The 19,282-nt window shown below is 70.2% G+C and carries 21 protein-coding genes and 1 tRNA gene; 6 read left to right on the forward strand and 16 right to left on the reverse strand.

Annotation, left to right across the window (positions count from 1 at the left end):
* The first annotated feature begins 224 nt into the window (after positions 1-224).
* From BGK67_RS17240 to BGK67_RS17250, 3 genes are all read left to right on the forward strand, one after another.
* Positions 225-776, forward strand: coding sequence for a sugar transferase (locus tag BGK67_RS17240; protein ID WP_069920927.1), 552 nt, complete (start codon positions 225-227; stop codon positions 774-776).
* A 110-nt stretch (positions 777-886) separates the two neighbouring features.
* Positions 887-3,358 carry a (Fe-S)-binding protein gene (locus BGK67_RS17245; RefSeq protein WP_244291243.1) on the forward strand — a complete coding sequence of 824 codons (2,472 nt, stop codon included), beginning with the start codon at positions 887-889 and terminating at the stop codon, positions 3,356-3,358.
* Between the two features lie 231 nt (positions 3,359-3,589).
* The gene (locus BGK67_RS17250; protein ID WP_069920928.1) at positions 3,590-4,549 is read left to right on the forward strand and encodes a Yip1 family protein; all 960 of its coding nucleotides are present in this window, start codon (positions 3,590-3,592) and stop codon (positions 4,547-4,549) included.
* A 99-nt stretch (positions 4,550-4,648) separates the two neighbouring features.
* On the opposite strand, the gene BGK67_RS17255 is transcribed toward BGK67_RS17250, so the two are convergent.
* The 3 genes from BGK67_RS17255 to BGK67_RS40055 all read right to left on the reverse strand — a co-directional run bounded on the left by BGK67_RS17255 (position 4,649) and on the right by BGK67_RS40055 (position 6,029).
* Positions 4,649-5,149, reverse strand: a complete 501-nt coding sequence (locus BGK67_RS17255) for a phosphoribosyltransferase (protein ID WP_069920929.1) — start codon at positions 5,147-5,149, stop codon at positions 4,649-4,651.
* Positions 5,146-5,733 carry a dCTP deaminase gene (gene dcd, locus BGK67_RS17260; protein WP_069920930.1) on the reverse strand — a complete coding sequence of 196 codons (588 nt, stop codon included), beginning with the start codon at positions 5,731-5,733 and terminating at the stop codon, positions 5,146-5,148. Before dcd ends, BGK67_RS17255 begins: the two co-directional genes overlap by 4 nt.
* An 83-nt stretch (positions 5,734-5,816) precedes the next feature.
* Positions 5,817-6,029: a hypothetical protein gene (locus BGK67_RS40055; RefSeq protein WP_079154239.1), complete on the reverse strand. Its 213-nt coding sequence runs from the start codon at positions 6,027-6,029 to the stop codon at positions 5,817-5,819.
* 178 nt (positions 6,030-6,207) lie between these two features.
* Between BGK67_RS40055 and BGK67_RS17265 the strand changes: the two genes are divergently transcribed.
* Positions 6,208-6,278: transfer RNA gene (locus BGK67_RS17265), tRNA-Gly, on the forward strand.
* 54 nt (positions 6,279-6,332) lie between these two features.
* Here the strand turns inward: BGK67_RS17265 and BGK67_RS17270 are convergent.
* The 13 genes from BGK67_RS17270 to BGK67_RS17325 all read right to left on the reverse strand — a co-directional run bounded on the left by BGK67_RS17270 (position 6,333) and on the right by BGK67_RS17325 (position 17,304).
* Positions 6,333-7,523, reverse strand: a complete 1,191-nt coding sequence (locus tag BGK67_RS17270) for a tyrosine-type recombinase/integrase (protein ID WP_079154620.1) — start codon at positions 7,521-7,523, stop codon at positions 6,333-6,335.
* Positions 7,523-7,795 carry a helix-turn-helix domain-containing protein gene (locus tag BGK67_RS17275; RefSeq protein WP_347878422.1) on the reverse strand — a complete coding sequence of 91 codons (273 nt, stop codon included), beginning with the start codon at positions 7,793-7,795 and terminating at the stop codon, positions 7,523-7,525. The genes BGK67_RS17270 and BGK67_RS17275 overlap by 1 nt, the downstream gene beginning before the upstream one ends.
* Positions 7,796-8,063: 268 nt before the next feature.
* A complete protein-coding gene (locus BGK67_RS40945; RefSeq protein WP_208948710.1) occupies positions 8,064-9,200 on the reverse strand; it encodes a DUF3631 domain-containing protein in 1,137 nt (378 codons plus the stop codon).
* The gene (locus BGK67_RS40065; protein ID WP_069920931.1) at positions 9,197-9,556 is read right to left on the reverse strand and encodes a hypothetical protein; all 360 of its coding nucleotides are present in this window, start codon (positions 9,554-9,556) and stop codon (positions 9,197-9,199) included. Before BGK67_RS40065 ends, BGK67_RS40945 begins: the two co-directional genes overlap by 4 nt.
* Complete coding sequence (locus BGK67_RS17290) at positions 9,553-10,455, reverse strand: bifunctional DNA primase/polymerase (protein ID WP_069920932.1); 903 nt, start codon at positions 10,453-10,455, stop codon at positions 9,553-9,555. The genes BGK67_RS40065 and BGK67_RS17290 overlap by 4 nt, the downstream gene beginning before the upstream one ends.
* Before the next feature lie 72 nt (positions 10,456-10,527).
* Entirely contained in the window at positions 10,528-10,698 is a 171-nt protein-coding gene (locus BGK67_RS38915; protein WP_167739579.1) for a hypothetical protein, read from the reverse strand.
* Between the two features lie 11 nt (positions 10,699-10,709).
* A complete protein-coding gene (locus tag BGK67_RS17295) occupies positions 10,710-11,201 on the reverse strand; it encodes a hypothetical protein (protein ID WP_069920933.1) in 492 nt (163 codons plus the stop codon).
* A gap of 209 nt (positions 11,202-11,410) precedes the next feature.
* Entirely contained in the window at positions 11,411-13,513 is a 2,103-nt protein-coding gene (locus tag BGK67_RS17300; protein WP_069920934.1) for a hypothetical protein, read from the reverse strand.
* A 1-nt stretch (position 13,514) separates the two neighbouring features.
* Positions 13,515-15,116 carry a hypothetical protein gene (locus tag BGK67_RS40070; RefSeq protein ID WP_069920935.1) on the reverse strand — a complete coding sequence of 534 codons (1,602 nt, stop codon included), beginning with the start codon at positions 15,114-15,116 and terminating at the stop codon, positions 13,515-13,517.
* Positions 15,117-15,381: 265 nt separating this feature from the next.
* Positions 15,382-15,702, reverse strand: a complete 321-nt coding sequence (locus BGK67_RS17310) for an RRQRL motif-containing zinc-binding protein (RefSeq protein WP_069920936.1) — start codon at positions 15,700-15,702, stop codon at positions 15,382-15,384.
* Positions 15,699-16,697: a DDRGK domain-containing protein gene (locus BGK67_RS17315; protein WP_069920937.1), complete on the reverse strand. Its 999-nt coding sequence runs from the start codon at positions 16,695-16,697 to the stop codon at positions 15,699-15,701. Before BGK67_RS17315 ends, BGK67_RS17310 begins: the two co-directional genes overlap by 4 nt.
* Positions 16,694-17,038, reverse strand: a complete 345-nt coding sequence (locus tag BGK67_RS17320; protein WP_069920938.1) for a hypothetical protein — start codon at positions 17,036-17,038, stop codon at positions 16,694-16,696. The genes BGK67_RS17315 and BGK67_RS17320 overlap by 4 nt, the downstream gene beginning before the upstream one ends.
* On the reverse strand, positions 17,035-17,304 hold the full coding sequence (locus BGK67_RS17325) for a DUF6284 family protein (protein WP_069920939.1): 270 nt from the start codon (positions 17,302-17,304) through the stop codon (positions 17,035-17,037). The genes BGK67_RS17320 and BGK67_RS17325 overlap by 4 nt, the downstream gene beginning before the upstream one ends.
* A 419-nt stretch (positions 17,305-17,723) precedes the next feature.
* Here BGK67_RS17325 and BGK67_RS17330 point away from each other — a divergent pair, with 419 nt between their 5' ends.
* Together BGK67_RS17330 and BGK67_RS17335 are read left to right on the forward strand one after the other, a co-directional pair.
* On the forward strand, positions 17,724-18,590 hold the full coding sequence (locus BGK67_RS17330; RefSeq protein WP_069920940.1) for a GntR family transcriptional regulator: 867 nt from the start codon (positions 17,724-17,726) through the stop codon (positions 18,588-18,590).
* Positions 18,574-19,281 (forward strand): HAD family hydrolase, encoded by a 708-nt coding sequence (locus tag BGK67_RS17335; protein WP_069920941.1) that lies wholly within the window; start codon positions 18,574-18,576, stop codon positions 19,279-19,281. Before BGK67_RS17330 ends, BGK67_RS17335 begins: the two co-directional genes overlap by 17 nt.
* Position 19,282 lies beyond the last annotated feature (1 nt).

Consider the following 19,282-nt stretch of genomic DNA (forward strand, 5'->3'; position numbering starts at 1 on the left):
ACAGACTCAAGGATGCCCCACCTCCGCGCCTGCGTCAACAGAGCTGAGCCGGGTCGGCTCAACCTTTAGGCCCTCCTTACGCGCAACTCCCCGGGGCCCGGCACGTTCGCGCCCAGGGGCTGGCGCCGTGCCCTTGGCCCGGCGGGCGCGCCGCCGCACCCGAACGGGTCACCCCCGCCGCGCGGCACCCCGGGACCGCCGAACGCATCCGGCACGGTGCAGGCATGCCCCTGCCGCTCACCCTCCCCTCCCCCCGCGCCCGGCCCCGCCGGCCCCGGCCGGCGGGACGCCCCCCGGCCAAGCGGGTGCTCGACCTGGCCGGCGCGGCGGTCCTGCTGGTCCTGTTCGCGCCGCCGCTCGCCGTCGCCGCCGCGCTGCTGTACGTGACCCAGGGCGGGCGCGTCTTCGCACGGGAGCCCGCCGCGGGCCTGGCCGGCCGGCCCTTCCTGGTCTGGCGGCTGCGCACCGGCGGCGCGGGCGGGGTCGGCGAGGCCGTCGAGCGGTGCGCCCTCGACGGGCTGCCGCAGCTGCTCAACGTGCTCCGCGGCGAGATGTCGCTGGTCGGACCGCGCCCGGAGCCCCGTACCGACCGGCCCGAGCGGCTCCTCGTACGCCCCGGAATGACGGGTCTGTGGCAGGTCAGCGCGCGCTCGGATCTACCGTGGGAGGAGATGCCCCTGCTCGACCTGCATTATGTGGAGAACCACTGGCTCGGGATGGACCTCGCGATCCTGGCGCAGACCCCACGGGCGGCCTACCGACATAGGCAGCCCTGAGCGACACAGATCACCGCACGCTCAGCTACATTGCGGCGTCGGGAATGGGTAACCTCAAGCCTTGACTTCATAAGTTACCGCTTAGTAAGTGCCGCCCGAGGAGCCTTCCCATGCAACTCGCCGCGATCATCGTGTCGCTGGTCCTGACCGTGGTCGGCGTCGCGCTGCTCGCCCGAGCCGTGGCGCAGATCTACCGCTTCGTGAGGCTCGGCCAGGCCGTGCCGGCCGGCAGCCGCACGAACGACCCGAAGGCCCGAACGCTCACCCTGGTCCGGGAGTTCCTGGGCCACAGCCGCATGAACCGCTGGGGCATCGTCGGCTTCGCCCACTGGTTCGTCGCGATCGGCTTCCTGACCCTGCCGCCCACGCTCGCGCAGGCCTACGGGCAGCTCTTCCAGGCCGACTGGACGCTCCCGGTCATCGGCGGCTTCCTGCCGTTCGAGATGTACATCGAGTTCATCGGCCTGATGACGGTCGTGGGCATCCTCGTCCTCATCGCGATCCGGCTGCTCAACCTGCCCTCCCGGGCGGGACGCAAGTCGCGCTTCACCGGCTCGAAGGCCTGGCAGGCGTACTTCGTCGAGTACATCATCCTGACCATCGGCCTCGCCATCCTCGCGCTGCGCGGCCTCGAGGGCGCGATCCACCACGTGGACTCGTACGACGCGGCGTACTTCGTGTCGTACCCGCTGGTGCTGGCCTTCAAGGGCCTCTCGCTCGGCACCCTGCAGAACGCCATCTACCTCACCGCGATGGTCAAGATCGGCACCTCGCTGATCTGGATGATCGTGGTCTCGCTCAACACCAACATGGGCGTCGCCTGGCACCGCTTCCTCGGCTTCCCGAACATCTGGTTCAAGCGGAACGCCGACGGCTCGACCGCGCTCGGCGCCCTGCAGCCGATGACCAGCGGCGGCAAGGAGATCGACTTCGAGGACCCGGGCGAGGACGACAACTTCGGCGTCTCCCAGGTCGAGCAGTTCTCCTGGAAGGGCATCCTCGACTTCTCCACCTGCACCGAATGCGGCCGCTGCCAGTCGCAGTGCCCGGCCTGGAACACCGGCAAGCCGCTGTCCCCGAAGCTCCTGATCATGTCGCTGCGCGACCACGCGCACGCCAAGGCCCCGTACCTGCTCGCCGGCGGCGGCAAGGACATGGAGGGCAACGAGAAGGCGACGGCGGAGCAGCTGAAGGACGTCCCGGCCGCCGCGATCGCCGAGGCCGAGCGCCCGCTGATCGGGACGGCCGAGGAGAACGGCGTCATCGACCCGGACGTGCTGTGGTCCTGCACGACCTGTGGTGCGTGCGTCGAGCAGTGCCCGGTCGACATCGAGCACATCGACCACATCGTCGACATGCGCCGCTACCAGGTGATGATCGAGAGCGCGTTCCCGTCGGAGGCGGGCACGATGCTCAAGAACCTGGAGAAGAAGGGCAACCCCTGGGGCCTGGCGAAGAAGCAGCGCGTCGAGTGGACCAAGGAGGTCGACTTCGAGGTCCCGATCATCGGGAAGGACGCGGAGGACCTCTCCGAGTTCGACTACCTCTACTGGGTCGGCTGCGCCGGCGCCCTGGAGGACCGGGCCAAGAAGACCACCAAGGCCTTCGCGGAGCTGCTGAACATCGCGGGCGTCAAGTTCGCGATCATGGGCGGCGACGAGAAGTGCACCGGCGACTCGCCGCGCCGCCTGGGCAACGAGCCGCTGTTCCAGCAGCTGGGCCAGGAGAACGTGGCCATGCTGAACATGGCCTTCGGCGAGGACGACGAGGACCCCTCGACCCGGAAGCCGAAGTCGGCGAAGCGGATCGTCTCGACCTGCCCGCACTGCTTCAACACCATCGCGAACGAGTACCCGCAACTGGGCGGCGAGTACGAGGTCATCCACCACACGCAGCTGCTCCAGCACCTGATCGACGAGGGCCGGCTGACGCCGGTGACGCCGGTCGACGGTCTGATCACGTACCACGACCCGTGCTACCTGGGCCGGCACAACAAGGTCTACACGCCGCCGCGCGAGATCATGTCGGCCGTGCCGGGCCTGCGGCAGCAGGAGATGCACCGCCACAAGGAGCGGGGCTTCTGCTGTGGCGCCGGTGGCGCGCGGATGTGGATGGAGGAGCGGATCGGCAAGCGCATCAACAACGAGCGCGTCGACGAGGCCCTGTCCCTCAACCCGGACATCGTGTCGACGGCCTGCCCGTTCTGCCTGGTCATGCTCACCGACTCGGTGAACGGCAAGAAGAACGACGGCCAGGCGAAGGAACACGTCCAGGTGGTCGACGTGGCGCAGCTGCTGCTGGACTCGGTGAAGGCACCGGGGCCGACGGAGGCGGAGCTGGCGGCGGAGGCCGAGGCGGCAGCGAAGGCCGAGGCGGAGGCCGAGGCGGCGGAGGCCGAGGCGGCGAAGGCCGCTGCCGAGGCGGAGGCCAAGGCGAAGGCCGCCGAGGCGGAGGCCGAGGCCGCTGCCGAGGCGAAGGCAGCCGAGGCGGCTGAGGTTCCCGAGGTCGCTGAGGCTGCTGAGGCTGCCGAGGCACCTGAGGCCGCCAAGGCCGACGAGGCGAAGCCCGAGGAAGCCAAGTAGTCCGCGGGGAGCCCCCGCACAGCACGACGGAACGGCCGGTCCCACTGGGGCCGGCCGTTCCGTCGTGTCGGTCCGGGTCAGAAGGACCGGCGACGCAGCGACAAAATCTGACGCAGGCACGCAAAACGGACCCCCGACCGTCCCCTAGGGGATGTCACAGGTCAGCCGCAAAGGCCCCCACTTCGGGCCGCCCGCCCACGGGGCGCGGCGGGACCAGGTACTTTCGATCACGTGGCTGGATTCAGGATCGGACGCGGCCGGGACAACAACCGCACCCCGCAACAACCTCCGCGGCAGCAGCCGTACGGACAGCAGCAACCGCCTCCGTACGGCCAGCAGCCCTACCCTCCCGCGGGCTCGCCGCCGCAGCAGCAGTGGCCGCAGCCGGGAGCCGGGGGGCACGGCGAGCCCGAGTACTTCGACCCGTACGGCCGGCAGCAGCCGCCGCAGGACCCGTACGGCCACGGAGGCCAGGGCGGGCACGGGGGGCACGGCGGGCACGGGGGGCACGGCGGGCACGGGGGGCACGGCGGGCACGGGGGCTACACCAACGACAACCCGGGGCACACCCAGGTCTTCGCCGTCGGCGAGGACCCGTACAGCCAGGGCGCGACGTACCAGGCGGGCGCGGCCGCGGCCGCCCCGTCCGGCCCGCGGCTGCCGTGGAAGGAGCTCCTGCGCGGCATCGTGACGCGCCCGGGCCAGACCTTCCTCCAGATGCGCGACTACGCCGTCTGGGGGCCGGCGCTGATCGTGACCTTCCTCTACGGGCTGCTGGCGGTCTTCGGCCTCGACGACGCCCGCCAGGACGTGATCAACGCGACGCTCCCCAAGGCGGTGCCGATCGTCCTCTCGGCGGGCGCGGCCTTCGTGATCTGCGGGCTGCTGCTCGGTGCGGTCACCCACACGCTGGCCCGCCAGCTGGGCGGCGACGGCTCCTGGCAGCCCACCGTGGGCCTGTCCATGCTGGTCATGTCGCTGACGGACGCCCCGCGCCTGCTCTTCGCCGTGTTCCTGGGCGGCGACAACGGGCTGGTCCAGGTCCTGGGCTGGGCCACGTGGGTGGCGGCGGGCGCCCTGTTCACGTCGCTGATCAGCAAGTCCCACGACCTGCCGTGGCCGAAGGCCCTGGGCGCGTCCGCGATCCAGCTGATCGCCCTGCTGTCGATCATCAAGCTCGGCACGATCTGAGCGGTCCGCCGATCCGGCGGCACGCCGCACGCACCGCACACGGGAGGGCCCGCCGCGCAACGACTGCGCGGCGGGCCCTCCCTCGTTCGTGTGGTGGGCCTAGGCGTCGAGGACCTGGCCCTCACGCTTCACGACCGGCGGCTCGACCGACCAGGGGAAGTTGATCCACTCGTCGGTCTTCTTCCACACGTACTCGCACTTCACGAGCGAGTGGGACTTCTCGTAGATGACGGCGGACCGCACCTCGGCGACGTGGCCCAGGCAGAAGTCGTGGACCAGCTTGAGCGTCTTGCCGGTGTCGGCGACGTCGTCGGCGATCAGCACCTTCTTGTTGGTGAAGTCGATCGCCTCGGGCACCGGTGCCAGCATGACCGGCATCTCCAGGGTGGTGCCGACACCGGTGTAGAACTCGACGTTCACGAGGTGGATGTTCTTGCAGTCGAGCGCGTACGCCAGGCCGCCGGCGACGAACACCCCGCCGCGGGCGATGCTCAGGATGATGTCGGGCTCGTAGCCGTCGTCGGCGATGGTCTGCGCGAGCTGGCGCACGGCCCGCCCGAACCCCTCGTAGTCGAGGTTCTCGCGTACTGCGTCACTCATGCGTCGTGCCTCACCTGGGTGCGGTGGAAGTTCTGGAAGGAGCGCGAGGCGGTCGGCCCGCGCTGTCCCTGATACCGGGATCCGTACCGCTCGCTGCCGTACGGGAACTCCGCGGGCGAGCTGAGGCGGAACATGCACAGCTGCCCGATCTTCATCCCCGGCCAGAGCTTGATCGGCAGCGTGGCGAGGTTCGACAGCTCCAGGGTCACGTGGCCCGAGAACCCGGGGTCGATGAACCCGGCGGTCGAATGCGTCACCAGGCCGAGGCGGCCCAGGCTGGACTTCCCCTCCAGCCTGGAGGCGATGTCGTCGGGCAGCGAGATGACCTCGTACGTGGAGGCGAGCACGAACTCCCCGGGGTGCAGGATGAAGGCCTCGTCCCCCTCCGGCTCGACCAGCCGGGTCAGGTCCGCCTGCTCGATCGCCGGATCGATGTGGGCGTACCGGTGGTTCTCGAACACCCGGAAGAACCGGTCGAGGCGTACGTCGATGCTGGAGGGCTGCACCATCGACTCCTCGAACGGGTCGATGCGAACCCGTCCGCTGTCGATCTCGGCCCGGATGTCTTTGTCAGAGAGAAGCACGCCCCGAGGATACGCAGAGCGCGCGGGCCACCCCCAATCGAGAGCGGCACCCGCGCGCCCGGCGTACCGGCGGCCGCGGGGCCTCAACGCCTGACGGCGCCCCCCACGGGCACGGCCTGCCTCAGCCGCGCGCACCGCGGACACCGCAGCAGCCGCCCGGGCCCGATCCGGCCGGCACCGAGGTGCTGCAGCGGGAAGGAGGCGGTACTGAAAACGTGCCCTTCGGCACAACGGACGACGGTGTGCTCCATCGAGTCCCTTTCCCCAACGAGCCGTACTGCGACGAATCGCCACATTAGGGGATGATCGGGACCCACTCCAGCCGCCGCTCCGCACCCTACGGTACGCCCCAACTCCCGCCCCCACACGCCTCCGTGCACGCCACAAACGACAACGACCCCGCGGCGGATTCACCGGGGGTCGATCATGGGGTAGAGTGGACAACGCTGGCGATCCAGGCAACTGGCCCGCCGTGCGGATGTAGTTTAATGGTAGAACATGAGCTTCCCAAGCTTATAGCGCGGGTTCGATTCCCGTCATCCGCTCTTGAACGAAGGCCCAGGTCACAGACCTGGGCCTTCGTCGTTGTCTAGACCGGTTCAGGAGTCCCGCACCACTTGCGCACCACTTGACCCCTGCCGGGCCTGCTCAGTGGCCTTCTGCCGCGCGGCGCGCACCATCCCGTCCAGCCCGCCGGCCACCTCCTTCTGCCGCTCGTGATCAGAGTGTTGGTAGATCAGCGCGGCCTTCTCCGAGGACTGCCCGGCGCGGACCATCGTGTCCCTGAGCGTGGCCCCGGACCGCGTCGAGAGGGTGTGGCCGGTGTGACGAAGGTCGTAGAACCTGAACGACTTCGGCATGCCCACCTTCACCCGCGCCCTGGCCCACTTCCGCCCGAACGTCGTACGCCGGAACGGCGCCCCCTTCTCCCCCACGAAGAGGAGACCCTCAGGTCCCTTCTCCGCGAACCACGCGACGTGCCGGCGCAGGTCTTCCCGCAGGAAGTCGGGCAGAACGATGATCCGCTTACCCGCCTCGGACTTGGTCGGCCCCTCCGCCCGCTTGCCGGTGTTCAGCTCCGGAGCGGCCTTCCGGACGCGGATCGTCATGGCGTCAACGTCCACGTCCTTGCGCCGTAGCTCGGCCTGTTCCTCAGGGCGCATCGGCCCGTAGGCACCGAGGTAGACCATCAGCCTCCACCGGATCCCGATCGCCTCGGCCAACGCGTCCACCTGCACCACGGTGGCGATCTCCCGCTCGGCCGCCGCCTCCTTACCGGCGCCTCTGATCCGGCAGGGGTTCCGGCGGATCAGCTCGTCATCAGCCGCGGTTTCCAGGATCGCCTTGAGGAGCCGGTACGACTTGGCGACCGTGGTCGGGGCCTTGGTCGTCGCGAGCCTCTCGGCCCGCCACTCCCGGATGCGGGGCGGGGTGATCTCGTCCAGGTCCCAGCCCTCGAAGGTCGGCAGGATGTGCAGGCGGAGCAGACGCAGGTACAGCTCCACAGTCAGCGGGCCCAGGTCCCGCTCTGCCACCCATTTCCGCGCGTACTCCTCGAAGTTGACAGCGCCCGCATCGGGGTCCCGCCAGGCCCCGCGGGTGAGGTCGGCTTCCACCTGGGAGAGCCAGACCTCGGCCGCGGCCTCGGTCTCGAAGGTCTCCGGTGACCGCCGCCGCACCCCCGTCGGGTCGAGGTATGAGGCGGTCCAGAACCCGGAGCGGTACTGGCGGACCGCTCCGAACCTCCGTTTGCCCTTGCCCTTGCTCTTCTTCGCTGGCTTCGCAGCCATCACGCGGCCCTCCGCATCCGCCGCCGAGCGGGCACGGCCGGGACGACGCTGGCGCGCATGTACTCCTCCAGCACGCTCACCGCGATGCGGACGTGGGTACCGAACTTGCTGTAGGTGATGCGACGTTCAGCCACGAGTCGCCGCACGAATCGCTCGTCCTTCATGCCCAGGTGCCGGGCAGCTTCTTTCACGCTCAGGTACTGCTCGTTCAGAGGAGCCGACTCAACACTCGGTGCGGACGCAAGATGCCGCATGCGGGCGGTGCTGCTCACGCTTAGTGCCTCCTGGAGACGTAGGGCCTTCTGGCCCTGCTCGTAGAAATCCGCTACTGCCGCTACCTCCGCTACCGCCCTGGTCAGGGGCCTAATTTTGGTAGCGGATTGGGTAGCGGTAGCGGATAGATGCGCGACCGGCCCGGCCGTTGGGGGCTGGGCCGGTAGCGGGAGTTGTGGGTGGGGTAGCGGATGTTTTCGGGTTATCCGCTACCTCTGGCAGGCCTGTGACCTGCGAGGTAGCGGAGGTAGCGGAGGTAGCGGATTCTCAGGGGGTGGGGGGAGGGCAGTACCTCGTCCACGCGTCCGTGAGGTCGGCCGCGTAGTAGCCCTTGAGGACCGCTCCGCCGCTTTTGATGTTGCGGGGCTCGATGGGCTTGTTGTCGCCGGTCATGTACTCGCCGAGCATCTTCGCCAGGCCCCGGGAGGTGAGCGGCTTGCCGCCCATGTCGGCCCAGGGCGCCTCTTCCAGTGCGTAGAGGCGGTCCAGGACGGAGATGGTGGGCAGACGCTCGATCCCGTTGAGGACGTGGTCGCGCAGGTCGGTCAGCAGCCGGATCCCGATGCTGCCCTTGTCGTCCTGCTTGGACGCGGCCACGATCTGCGCGCACGCGGCCCGTGCCCGTGCCGGCCAGTCGCCCCCGGCGGCGTCCGCGACGGCGATCAGCGGCTCCCACACGTCGGCGGGCCGGTCGGTGACCTCGTCGGGCATCTCGGGGAACACCCCGTCGACGAGGTGGCGGACGCTGTCCGCCCAGACGGCGAGCCGGTCGCGCAGGGCGTGGCCCTCGGGGGCATGGAGGCGGCGGCGGAACGGTTGGACGCGTTCGTTGCGGGCCCGGCGGCGCATTCGGATGATGACCGACCGGGTCAGGATCGTGTCCGGGAGGGACCCGAGTCCGGCCATGGCCACCACGCAGAAGCTGGGGAACTCCTGGACGGTCTGGTTGGTGCCGTCCCCGACGCAACGCCACATGCCGGCGCCCCGGTGGTGGCCCGCGTTGAGGAACCCGCGCAGGGGCTCGTTGTCCCCGGCCTTGGGGCCGAAGATCGTGTCGACCTCGTCGAAGAGGATCGTCGGACGCGTCTCCAGGGTGGAGACAGCCCGGAACAGGACCGGCGCGGACGCGTTCGCCGCAACGAGGGGCTGCGGGACCAGGGTTTCCACGATCTCCAGCGCGCGGGACTTCCCCGACCCCGGCTCGGGCGAGAGGAACGCGAGCCGCGGGGTGGAGTCGAAGCAGTCCAGCAGGTGCGCATGCGCGTCCCAGAGGGCGACGGCGACGTAGGCGGCTTCGGTGGGGAAGACGTTGAAGCGGCGGTGGAAGGCCTCCACCTCGTCCAGCAGCCGTGATCCGTCCGTGGAGGTCTGGGGCTCGGTGTGGGTGTGGGTGGCGGTGGTCATGCGGCCTTCCTCCGGGCGTTGGCAACGCGGCCGAGCGGGCAGACGGCGCGGTGGTCTTCGTGGACTTGGATCAGGGCGAGGACGTTGCTGCGGCCGACGGCGCTGCGGTCGTGGCCGCACTCGCACTTCGAGTGCGCCGTGGGCACCGCCCGCGCGGACGGGGCGCAGATGTGCAGAACGGCGACGACGTACCGGCCGTCCCGCACCTGCCGGTCAGGGCGAACCACAAGAGGGACGCCTTCGGCGACGACCTTCAGCGCGCCACGGCCGTCCGGGGTGGGGGTCGGTTCGGCGGACCGGGCCCCGGTGGGGGTGGCGGGAAGGCTCTTCAGGGAGGGGCGGGGGCGGCCGGTCATGCCGTGCGCCGCATCGTGTTGCGGGCGATGGACCAGTTCAGACCGGATCGGATCGTCGTGCGGCACTCGGCAGACGGCATGCCGGCCGACTCCCCCGCCGCCTGAAGAGCCTCCTCCACCACGTCCCGGGGGAGGTCGCCAACGGCGATGAACCGCCCCAGAGCGCGGGCGGCTCGCAGCAGCGTCCCGTTCCGCTCACCCTGCGCAGCGCACTCCACGGATGCGGTCTCCGCGTGCAGGGCCGCAGTCGCGTACCGGCCCGACTTCACGGCGGAGGGACGGCCGGTGAGGATGCGCAGTGCCTGCTTGGGCGCGAGCAGCCCGTACAGCCATGTGGGGAACGGGGCCGGAGCGACCGGATCCGTCACCTCGTAGGCGCCGGCCGCCGTCACGCTGCCGGGGGCGACGACGTACCCGCCCCATGCCCGGGTGTCGATCAGCTTGCCGAGCCTGCCCGCGCTGTTCCCCAACCTGACCCCGTCGGGGGCGGTGAAGTACAGGTGGGAGCCACCGGAGGGAGTCCGCACGCAGAGCGTGGACGGGACGGCCTGCCCGGCGCGCTCGCAGAGCGCTCCAAAGGTGTCCGCGCCGCAAGGCGCGTCCGAACTGCCCTTTCCCTTGGGCACGTCGAGGTCGACGACGACGAGCGCTGAGGGGCCGGTGGCGATCCCGACGTTGAAGGGGAGCCGGTCCCACGCGCGGCGGATCCGGTCCGGGTCGCAGGTGGCCCGGTCCTCCCACTTACGGTGACCTCCGGCGCAGTCACCCAGGCCGGGGCAGTGGTCCGCCCCGTGGAGCGCGGGCCGCTTGTGGCCCGGCCGGAGCGGGAACACGCTCCAGCCAAGAGCAGCGGCATCAAGCGCGGCGGTCAGCAGCGCGGATGCGGATTGATGAGCCATGCTGGATTCCTCCAGTAGGTGCTGGAAGAGGGCGGCCCGGACTTTGGCGAGACGGGGCCGCCCTCGCTGCTGTTAGTGGCGGGGGTGGTCGCTGGCGAGGTCGGTCAGCCGCTTGGCCTCGTCAGGGGTGACGTGCCGGTAGCGGACGGACACGCGGCATCCCGGGTGCGGGCAGCGGACGGTCCGCGTGCCGGTGAGGAGCGCGGCCGCGTCGGCGACGCGTTCGGGCAGGGGCTGGTTCACACGGCGTCCTTTCAGTGGTTGTTGAGGGTTCCGGTGGCCCGGCCGAACATCCCGGTCGAGGTGATGTTCTGGGTGATGTGCTGGATCGGCCCGGCACCCCGCCCGCCGCGGCTGCGGCTTGCGCGGAGAAGGAGCGGGGCGAGGGCGCCGGCGGCGATGAGTGCGACGGTGGCCCAGAGGGCTTCGGCCATGGCGAGGACTCCGGGGGCGGCGTAGGAGATCCCGCACCCGGCGGCCGCGATCCCGCCGCCGAGCGTCGGGGCGAGCAGGGCGGTGGTCTTGGCCCACGCCGGGACCGGCTGCACGGCCGGAACGGGCGCGGGGGCGACGGGCTGTCCGTGGGTGTAGGCGAGGGTGCGGTAGCCACCGGGGAGGGTGACCATCTCGACTCCGGGCGGAAGCTCGGCAGGCAGCATCACCGGCTGCTGGACGGCGGTCGGGTAGTAGATCGGATCGCCGTAGCGGGCGGGCGGGGTGGTGCTCTGGAGCGTGGGGTCATGCACGACGGGGCTCCCTCGTGAGCACGGGACCACCCCTCAACGTTGAGGGGTGGTCCCGTGGCGGCTTGTCGTGTCGCTTGTCGTCTGACTTGTCGCGTGCCCTTGTCTTGTCGCTTGTCTTGTCGCTTGTCGCCTCCCAGGTCAGAGACCGGTTGCAAGCCCCTCAGGGCGGGCGGGGGGCTGTTCTGGCGGGGTGGCGACAAGCGACAAGGTCAGCCCTCGTCGGGGCTTTCGGGGGCGTGGGTGTGGTGGACGTAGCGGGTCTTGGTGCCGGTTCCGATCCGGATGGCTTCGCCTTCGTCGGTCCATGCCTTGAGCCATCCGGCGACGGTCTGCCGGGTGGTGCCGTAGCGGTCGAGCTGGCGGGCGATGGCGGATGCTCCGGTGCCCTCCGGTCCGGCGGCGATCAGGAGAGTGAGTGCGGCCTGCCGGGCGGCGTTGTCCTCGTCGCGGTGGGCGGACAGGTTCAGCCCCGGCCGGGGCGGCTTTTGGTCCCTGGCGGCGTTGGGGGTGGTGAACTCGGCGGCGATGAGCCGCTCGAACTCGGCGTCCACCCCGTCCGCCGCTGTGGCGGCCGGCGCTTGGGCCGGGGTGCGGTGGGCGGAGAGGTTCAGGCCCCCACCGGTCCGGGCCGCTGGGGCGGTGGTGTCCGTGTCGGGGGCGGGCAGGCTGGGTTCGTGGTCATTGATCCATGCGGTGCGGGCGTGGTCCCAGCGGCGGGCATAGTCCGGGCCCGCGGCTTTCGCGGAGACCGCGTCCAGGCGTGGGTGTCGCTCCGAGGTGGCGTGGACGATCTCGCTGATCTGGGTGGGCAGGATCCGCCAGGTCCCGAAGAGACCGGCGGGGGATTCGGGGGTGCCCATGAAGCCGGTGCCCTTGTGGGGTGCCTGCTCGATCCGCAGGCCCCGGGCGCCGGGGAACAGCTTGGAGAGGTCCATGCCTTCGGTGGCGCCGCCGGTCAGGGCCACCCTGGTCTTGGCCTCACGGCGGATCATGACGTTGCCCAGGACGGCGCCGGTCGCGCCGAGTGCGGTCAGAACGGTCCGGAGCCCCATGGCGCGGAGCATCCGGATCACTTCGAGGATCTTCTTGGCCAGCTTCCGCGTTTCCGGATCGTTGCTGGTCAGGATCTCCGCACCCTCATCGATCACGATCATGATCTGGGGGATCTCGTGGCTGACCGGCAGGAGGTCGGTGTTCGCCTTGGCCATGAGGTCCTGGTAGGCGCGCTTGCGGTAGAGGCCGATCCGCAGTGCGGCGTCGAGCATGAGCAGCGCTTCCTCGTGGGTGGAGGCGAGCCAGTCGATCCCCGGCCGTACCGCTTCACCGGCCCCGGCCTGCATGGCGGGGCGCACCCACGGCAGACCGGCCGACCCGGCGTTGAGGTCGATGACCCACGTCAGGATGTCCTTGGCGCGGGCGAACCCGGCGAGGATGACGTGGACCATGTTCGTCTTGCCCGAGCCGGTCGGCCCGACGACGAGGGCGCACTGCTCGCGCAGGTAGGTGAGGATCTCGTCCGCGTTGGTGCGGTAGCCCCACGGGATCCCGGTGTGGACCGACAGAGCGCTGTAATCGGACGGGTAGGGGACCTCGGCAGCGAGGACGTTGACGGTGGTGACGTCGATCAGGACGCGGCCCTGGTCGATGCCCGGGCACGCGGCGGCGGTGCAGCCGTGCGGCAGCCGCGCATCCGCTGAGAGACGGGCGTTCTCCTTGGCGATGCGGTCGTAGGTGATCCCGCCGGGCGGGAGTTCGGCGTCGATGGTGAAGCCGGTGTTGGTGGGCCACATCTCCAACGCCAGCACCCGCAGGGTGATCCCGCAGACCCGCTGCACGCGGTCGACCCACTCCGCAGCGATCTGGCGCCGCTCGGCGGACAGTTCGCGGGCGACTTGCCGTTCAGCAGCCGCGAGCGCTTCGAGTTCACGGGCCTCCTCGTACAGGCCGGTCGCGCGGGCCGCGGCTCCCATGCCAACACCGATCACGGCGAGGGACCCGAGGGCGGCCCAGTTCAGGGGGCCGGTGGCCAGCGCCCAGGTGGTCCAGCCGGATCCGAGGAGCCAGGACGCAGCGCGCGCCCCGATGGTGCGGGCCGCCAGCTTCTGGCGCAGACCGGACGCGGTGTGGCCGATGGCGCCGACGGTGCCGACGGCGAGTGCCCAGGTGGGCGGCATGTGGGCGAGGGTGCCGACGGTGGCGACCGCGTAGGCGCCCGTGGTGGCGGACAGGGCCCCGGTGATGGGTCCGTGGCCGGCGGCCCAGTCCAGCGCGAGGCCGTGATGCTCGACGGTCTTCGTCTTGGTGTTGCCCATGTCAGACGTTCCATCCCTTCTCGGCTTCGGGTCCGTTGCGGGGGTCCTCGTGGCGGGCGATGTCGGCTTCGTGGGCCTGCCGGAAGGCGGGTCCCAGGTCTTCGGCCACGGCGGTGGCGGCGTTGAGGGCGCCGTAGATGTCGGCGAAGCCGTCCGCGACGACCTTCTCCAGCGGGAACTCGCTGTCGGAGCGCTCCGCGAGGATTTGCATGACGCCCGCGAGCGAGCCGAGGGCGTCGGGCAGGCCTTCGACCATGGCGAGGATCTCCATGGCGTTCTCGGGCTCGTACTGCTGGGCCGCCTGCAACATCTCGGCGGCCAGTTCCTCAAACTTGAACCCTGACCCGTTGCTCATGCTGTGTGCTCCTTCACTGGTGGCAGCTGCGGGAACGTGCGAGGTGGGGCGGGCGGCGCGGTCCCCGAGACGGTCACCGTCGGTGTCCTGCTCGCGCTCGGCGTCGGCCTGCTCTTCGGCGGTCTGCTCGTCGGCTTCGAGCTGAGCGCGGATTTCGGCGTCGCGGGCCTCGCGCTCGGCATGGGCCTGGCCGAGCAGGAAGCGGTAGAGGCGGCGGCCGGGATGCTGCAGCCAGGTCCAGCCGAGCCTGCGGCCGAGCGGGGTGGTCAGCATGCCGAGCGCTCCCAGCAGCCCTCCCAGCACAGCGGCGGCGGCCCGGCGGGCCTGGAACCGTGCGGCCGACCGGCTCAGGGCTTTCCGCGCCGCCTTCTGCGCGGGCGCCTTCAACGTGGCGACCCGCTTGCGGTGCGCCGCTTCCTGAACACCCGCCCGGCCTGCCGCGACCGCACGGCCCGCGCTGCGGTCCCGTACCGAACGAGCAGCGCCGACGGCCTTGTCTCGGACGGCAGCAGCCTTGGTCATGCCCTTGGCGAGGGTGCGGGCGGCCGGACCTCGGGCCTTCGACCCGGAAGCGGCGCGGTCGGCAGCCTTCGCCGCCCGGCGGGCATCGGTCACCTGCCGCCGGGCCTGCACCGCCGCCGTACGGGCGGCAGCCCGGTTCGGGGACTGCGTGCGGGCCTGCGAGCGCAGGGCCTGCACCTGCCCTGCCCGGCCACCAGCCAGACCGCCGACCGCGCGGGCTGCACGCTGCCGCACGGGCGACGTGCCGGACTTGCCCGGGGCCGAGCCCGTGCGTCCGGGGGCGCTGGAGCGGTGGCGAGCCTGCCCGCCGCTGGTCTTGCGGCCCCCGGTTCCGCCCCCGTTACGGGACGGGGTGCGGGGCTGCGCGGGGATACGGCCCAAAGGGCCACGCCCCCCGCTCCTTGCTGTGGTTCGGCTGGCGGCCGGGGTGGACTTCGCCGCGGCCTTCTTCTTTCCTGCCTTGGAACGCCGGTGGGCTGCGGCGGTGCCCAGGACGGCGGCCCCGGTCATCGCCACGACTGCGGCGACCGGGCCACCTGTGAGAGCGGCGGTGGCCAGCAGGCCTGCCGCCGTGTTCGTCCCGGACAGGGACAACGGCACCACAGGGAAGCCCCCGGCGGTGTGCTCCACCTCCTTGCCCTGTGTGGTGCCGGTGACGTCGGCCGGCGTAGGGGTGGGGGCAGTTTCTTCGGGGGGGGCCTGCGGTTCGGTGATGGTCTCGGTCATGCTGAAGGTGCTCCTTCAGGGCGAGGGGCCCGGCCGACGCTGTAGGAGGTGGACGGCCGGGCCCCGAGGGGCGGAAGGTGCAGGTCACAGCCGCTAAAATTCGCGGCATGGGGGAGTTCGCGAGCAGGGGCCGCACGGTGCTGTGCAAGTGGTGCAACCGTCAAATCCCGCAGACACGGCGATGGTTTCCGCGGCAGTACTGCAACCGCTGGCATAAGTGGAAGCACCGCATCACCGAAACCTTCGGCAGCATCCTCGACAGCTCCTAGCGCGAGGAGCAGGGAACGCAGCAGCCGAGCGAGGCGGGAATGACGTAGCCGGCATCCCGACCGCAGGCCGGGCAGTTACGGCGGGCAGCATTGGCCTTGGCGAGAGCGGCGGCCCGCCGGTCGGTCATCGGCCGAACCGGCTTCGCCCGCTCGACCAGGTACAGGTAGGCCACCAACGGGCCACGCCGACGGCGCGGGCGTTCGAGCTGCGCGACCACGTCCTGACCGCCGGGCCGGAGCCCGGCGGCGCGGAGCTGGCGGCGTGTGGCGAGTCCGTCGGGGGCCAGGCGCCACCGGTAGATAGGCAGGGTGGTCACGGGGCCGCCCCTTCAAGAGCCTGGGCGGCGTCGCGGAGTTCCTGGTAGCGGGCGGAGGCCCAGCCGACGGACCATCCGGTCAGCTCGGCAGCCACCCGGACGGCGAGGCCAGCCTCGAACGCGGCCTGCACGACCGTGCGGGCCGGACCCTCTTTCAGCTTCTCCTCGGGCGGGCCCGCGGCAAGGAGGGCGGCGCGTTCACGCTCGATCCGTTCCTGTTCACGGACCCGTTCCCGGCGTTCACGCTCGGCCCGCTGCTGGGCCTCCAGCTCGCGCTGCTGCGCGGCCTGGCGTTCAAGGCGTTCACGCTCGGCCTCGGCCTGTTCACGCTCGCGTTCCCGGCGTTCACGAGCCTCCCGCTCCGCCCGTGCCGCCGCCTCCAGCCGCTCCTGTTCTTCACGCCGGATCCGGTCCTGCCGGTCGGCTGCCTCCCGGGCCAGACGCTCCTCGTGTTCACGCTGTTCACGGGCGATGGCCGCTTCGTGCTCGCGCTGTTCACGCGCCGCGCGGAGCCTGCTCTCCTCCCGCTCAGCCACCTTCCGTTCCCGGGCGTCCTGCTCGGCCTGCTTGCGGGCTTCAACGGCCAGGACGGCTGCGGTAAGTGCCCGCCGGTAGGCGAGTCCCGCTTCCGCAGTCACGATGAGGAGGAGCGGGGCCACCGAGTGGACGGCGACCCCGACGAGGTCTCCGGCCAGGGCGGATTCCCCGATGTTGAGCGCCAGGGTCATGACGCCGGTCATCCACCGCAGTGCCACCGGCCAGGCGCCGCCGTGCCCGCCGAGGCGGGCCAGGACGGAGTCGAGACGGACCACGATCACCACCGCGGCGTCCACGACGAGCGGCAGGATCGGGGCCGTCCACCGCCACCCCTCCGGCGTGTGCGCGGCCATCAGCGGGGTGACAGTGAGGACGGAGTAGAGCATCGCCCCGCCGACGATCAGCCACGTCCCGACCGACAGGGCACGCTCGGATGAACGGATCTGAACACCGTTCACGAGGTGACCTCCCCCCGTGAACGTGTCCCCTCCAGAGCGGGGATCGTGGTGAAGCCGATCAGCCTCACAGGGCCGCCGGAGTAGTTGATCTCGCCCTCCATGACGCAGGTGCGGCCGTCACCCTGAACACGGTGCTGCACCGTCCGGCGCGGGATCCCCAGCGCCTGGCGCCACATCTCGAACCCGTCCGGGTTGTCGTGGAACGACAGCTCCAGGAGGTTGGGGTAGACCGTGGAGATCGACACGCACGGCGCCGGCAGGCGCCGGTAGCGGTCCTCGAAGATCCGCAGCGCCATCAGCGGAGCGGCCATGGACGAGAGGAGCATCGTCGGGGTGGTCATGCGGCACCGCCCGGCAGGCTCGCCGCGGCGGCCTGGTTGGTCAGCATCCGCCGGGCGGCCAGCGCCTTGCGGCGGGCCCGGCGGATACGCCGCTCGTCCAGCTCGGACGGCATCCGGTCCAGGACGGCGATCTCCGCGTCGAGCAGGTCGACCTCCGCCAGGACCAGCGGCATCTCCCACTCGATCGCGTCCAGCTCCGCGTCCGACGGCTCCAAGCCATCCGACCACGGGGTAACGCGCTTCTGAAGTGCAGCGATGAACTTCATTGGGTCTTGCTCCTTCTGAGGAGGAACGGGACCCGAACAGCAGCCCCCGGCGCTCCAACGCCGGGGGCTGCACTGCATTCGGGGTGGAACCAATCCGGCTCCCCTCGACCCCGCCCGTACGAGCGCCAGGGGGCGTCGGACGGGCGGAGGAGGCAACCGGTCCGGCTGGGCCGGAAGGTCGAAACTCAAATTCACGTCCACTGTTGAGTTCTCAAAGAACGGCCGCTTCCTTTGAGGGGTCCCTCACGGGGCTCTCCGGGCGCCGCGAACTGCACCGAAACGACACAGATCACCACCACCGACTTGACCAACTTGGCTAGCCCGGTGGCTCTGAGAACAACATAGCCAGCCTGGCTAGTCACGTCAAGAAGTGACTAGCCAGGCTGCCCAAATAGTCAGGTTGGACGTAGCATCGGAGCATGACCTTTGCGCCTGAACCTCTGGACCCGGACGACGATCGGCCGCCGTACGAGCAGGTTGCGCGCAGCCTCGGCGCGGCAATCCGAACGAGGAAGCTGGCACCTGGCGAGCGGCTCCCGTCTCACAAGATGCTGACGGACCACTACGGCTTCGCCCGCGCGACGATCCAGCGGGCCCTGCGGGACCTTGAGGACGAGGGACTGGTTGTCTCCCGAAAGGGCAGCGGCGTATTCGTGCGGAACCGCACGGAGCGGCCGGCAGGACTACGGCCGTACGTCGAGCAGGCCTTCGCCAGTCGCAACGTCACGATCGACTTCGCGGGTTTCTCCAGCGAGACTCTGCACGGAGCACTGCAGGAACCGCTCGATAAGATCCGCGTGGGCCGATTGACCCCGTCGAGCATCCGGATCCGCATTCTGGTCCCCGACATGGGCGTACCGCAGGCAGCTCCGGTTCGCCGCAACGACTGCGGCGACGACCCGCGGCTTCGGGCCCGCATGCACGACATCATGGTCGGCTACACGCGGAGCATCTCCGACGCCATAAGCGAGCTCAGCCACCTCGGGCTCGTCCAGGAGAGCAACGTCGATGTGCGCGTCCACAGCGGCACGCAGTTCTTCAAGCTGTACGTGATCAACAACGCCGATGTCTTCTTCGGCTATTACCCGATCCGCCCGAACAAGGTGGTGGCGCAGGGCGAGACCGTCGAGATCTATGACCTCGTCGGCAAGGACACGATCCTGTTCCACTACTCGCTCAACGACGGCGACTCGTCCAGCGGAGCGCAGCAGGTAGAACAGGCTCGAATGTGGTTCGAGAGCGTCTGGGAGACCATCGGAAGGGACGCCAATGCCGAAGCAAGTTGACGTGCTCGCTGCCATGCTCGGTGCGTCGGAGGCGATCCTCTTCGATTTCGACGGCCCCATCTGCGACGTGTTTCGGGGCACGCCTGCACCCAAGGTCGCTGAGCAACTAGCCAGCCTGCTCTCGACGTCGGCACCAGCACTTGCTGGTATCTCGCGGGCTACTGATGATCCAATGGAGGTCCACCGCCTCTCGCAGCAGGGTGGAGGTGCAGTCCTCGCAGCGGTTGAAGCCGCTCTTACCGCGGCGGAGATCCGCGCGGTGCAAGCGGCCGGAGAGCCGACCGTTGGTGCTATTGAAGCCCTCCACGCAGCGCGCGCGTCCGGTCGCGCTGTCGCAATCGTGAGCAACAACTCGACCGAATGCGTTGAGGAGTACCTCACCCGGCACGGTCTCGTGGACGTCGTGCATGAGATCGTCGGACGCCCGACCCTCCGGCCCGACCTGATGAAGCCATCCCCACACTCGCTACTCGCCGCCGCTTCAGCCTTCGGCGTATCCCCCAGCCTCACTGCGCTGGTGGGCGACTCCGTGACGGACGTCGAAGCAGCGCGCGCGGCCGGCGCCAGGAGCATCGGCTATGCCAACAAGCCCCGAAAGCAATCCTCGCTAGCCGAGGCGGGTGCAGACGTGGTTGTGCTGAGCATGCAGGACATAGCACACTCCCTTGCTGGACTCAATGTGACTAAATAGG

Source organism: Streptomyces subrutilus (assembly GCF_001746425.1).
Lineage (GTDB): Bacteria > Actinomycetota > Actinomycetes > Streptomycetales > Streptomycetaceae > Streptomyces > Streptomyces subrutilus_A.